Here is a 2,590-nt window from a genome sequence, read left to right as displayed (position 1 = left end):
TGAGAAGACTTGTTTTTAGCTGAAAATGCTGCACGAACCTCTTTCCATTCCTCTAGGGAAATTGCCAGGATTTCAGGTGAAAATCCAGCCGCTTGGCTGAGAATATTGCCAAACATGGTATTGAGGTTATCCCGTTTCATGGTTTGCCCAGCATTGAAATTAGACTCAAAGGCTAAAATAGCATGGTGCTCGTTTGCTGCAACTGGTTGAGAACCAACAAGCAGAGCCTTATCAGGACCTGCTAATCTTTCGATTACCTCTCCCCAGGCATTCTGGAGGCGAATCAAGTTTTGCCGTGCCAAATCAGGATTTTCAACAGCTTCTTGTAGGATGGTCTGAACCTTATTACGGTCTACTCGATATACTGTCTTGGAAGTGGCTGGACGGCTAGGGACTGGCGCCACTTGTTTAGGAGCAGTTCCAACATTGGCAAGTTCTTGTTTGAGACGAGCGACTTCCTGTCTCAGTGCAGAAATCTCACCTTCGACAGCTTCTGAAAACATTGGTTCAGGCTTAATCTCCGCTAAACGAATGGTCATCATCTCAGCATAAATCTTAGGTTGCAGGCTAGCTTTCATATCCGCCAAACTCACAGTCGCTATTCGAATCATTTCAAAGAGGCTTTCCTGAGAAAGAGCTAGATTGTCCATAAAAACTGGACTATGATGAGTATTTTCGCCACCTGTCTGAACAACCAGTAAATCACGTAAATACTGCAAGAGATCCGTCACAAAACGAGTCATGCTCTTGCCATTTTCAAACAAAAGATTCAAAGAATCAAGCGCTTTTGGAACATCCTGCTGAGATAAGGCAGCTACATAGTCATCAAGTGCTGATAGACTAATGGTGCCTGTAATCTCCTCAGAGATAGCTGTAGTTAAAGCATTCCCTTGAGTCAAACTCAAGGCTTGGTCCAGAATAGACAAGGCATCCCGCATCCCACCTTCAGCTCGTCTAGCAATGATTTCCACAGCATCTGGTTCAGAACTGATATTTTCTTTTTCTAAAATATGATGAATGTGTGCCGTGATATCTTGCGTTCTAATCGATTTAAACTCAAAACGTTGGACACGCGATAAAATAGTTGCTGGAATCTTGTGCAATTCGGTAGTCGCCAAAATAAAGACAACGTTCTGGGTTGGTTCTTCTAGGGTCTTCAAAAGTGCATTAAAGGCTCCTGTAGACAGCATATGAACCTCGTCGATAATGTAGACCTTATAACGTGCCAAACTAGGTGCATAGGTGGATTTATCACGAATTTCACGGATTTCATCGACTCCATTATTCGAAGCTGCATCCATTTCGATAACATCTTCTAAACTACCTTCTGTCACTGCTTGGCAGATATAGCAGTTATTACATGGTTCTCCGTCCACTTGATTGGGACAGTTCATGGCCTTGGCAAAAATCTTGGCCACACTGGTCTTCCCAGTCCCACGAGGGCCTGAGAAAAGATAGGCATGACTAATCTTTTCCTGCTCAACCGCTTGTTTTAGGGTTTTAGCCACAACTTCTTGTCCGACTAATTGTGAAAAAGTTTGGCTTCTATATTTTCGATAAAGTGCTTGATACATTAGGCTTTCTCCTCAAACATCGTAAAGTCCCATTCTGTCTTCTCAAGCAAAATAGCGACAAATTGTTCCAAGTAATCACGGTCAATGGCATTGTAATCATCAATAAGTGAAGAATCCAGGTCTAAGACACCCAGCAATTGACCATTCTTGAGCATGGGAACCACGATTTCACTCTTGGCCATACTATCACAAGAAATATAGTTTGGATAGGTGCTCACATCGCCAACCAAAACAGTCTCTTGAAACTCAGCAGCTTCTCCACACACGCCTTTCCCAAGCGGAATGCGAATACAAGAAACACCACCCTGAAAAGGCCCTAAAATCAACTCGCTACCATCAAACAGATAAAACCCTGCAAATACAGTATTCGGAAAGCGAGATTTTAGGAGGGCACTAGCATTTGAAAGATTGGCAAGAACATTGGTCTCACCTTCTAGTAAATAAGAGAGTTCCTCATTTAACATTTGATATTGTGATTGTTTTTCTGAATCTAACATAGAACTATTATATCAAAAATGGGAAAGAGACAAAAGAAAAATCCCTTGTTTTAAACAAAGGATTTTGTGATTATCAATTGATTAAAGTTCGATATCACCGAACAAGTCAGCCATTGAGAATCCTGTTTGTGTTTCTGGAAGTTCGAAATCACGTTTTTCTTGACGTTTTGGACGACGTGGACGAGCAGCACGTTTTTCTTCTTTTTGTCCTTCTTCTTGAGCTGGACGTTCTTCAAGAGCTTTGATAGAAAGTGATACACGTTCTGCGTCAGCGTTAACATCAAGGACTTTAACAGTAACTTCTTGACCAACAGTAAGAGCTTCTTTTGGATTTTCGATACGTTTGTGTGAAATTTGTGATACGTGAACAAGTCCATCGATACCTGGCAATACTTCAACAAATGCACCGAAGTCAGTCAAACGTTTAACTGTTCCTTCTACTACATCACCTTTAGCCAATTTTTGCTCAACGCCATCCCATGGTCCAGGTGTTGTTGCTTTAAGTGAAAGTGATACGCG

At 41.8% G+C, this 2,590-nt stretch carries 3 protein-coding genes; all 3 read right to left on the bottom strand.

The window, feature by feature from the left end; genetic code table 11:
- Nucleotides 1-1,574: DNA polymerase III subunit gamma/tau (gene dnaX, locus GMD4S_RS07890; protein WP_000283845.1), on the bottom strand; the 1,574-nt coding region annotated here is incomplete at its 3' end.
- Nucleotides 1,574-2,071 carry a GAF domain-containing protein gene (locus tag GMD4S_RS07885; protein WP_008275554.1) on the bottom strand — a complete coding sequence of 166 codons (498 nt, stop codon included), beginning with the start codon at nucleotides 2,069-2,071 and terminating at the stop codon, nucleotides 1,574-1,576. The genes GMD4S_RS07885 and dnaX, both read right to left, overlap by 1 nt.
- Before the next feature lie 81 nt (nucleotides 2,072-2,152).
- Nucleotides 2,153-2,590, bottom strand: a 438-nt coding sequence (locus tag GMD4S_RS07880) for a S1 RNA-binding domain-containing protein (RefSeq protein WP_000308633.1), incomplete at its 5' end; no start/stop codon positions are given.

It is taken from the genome of Streptococcus sp. GMD4S (genome assembly GCF_000296955.1).
The sequence above is the reverse complement of the archived record's forward strand: the minus strand, read 5'-3'. Positions and strand labels throughout refer to the sequence as shown.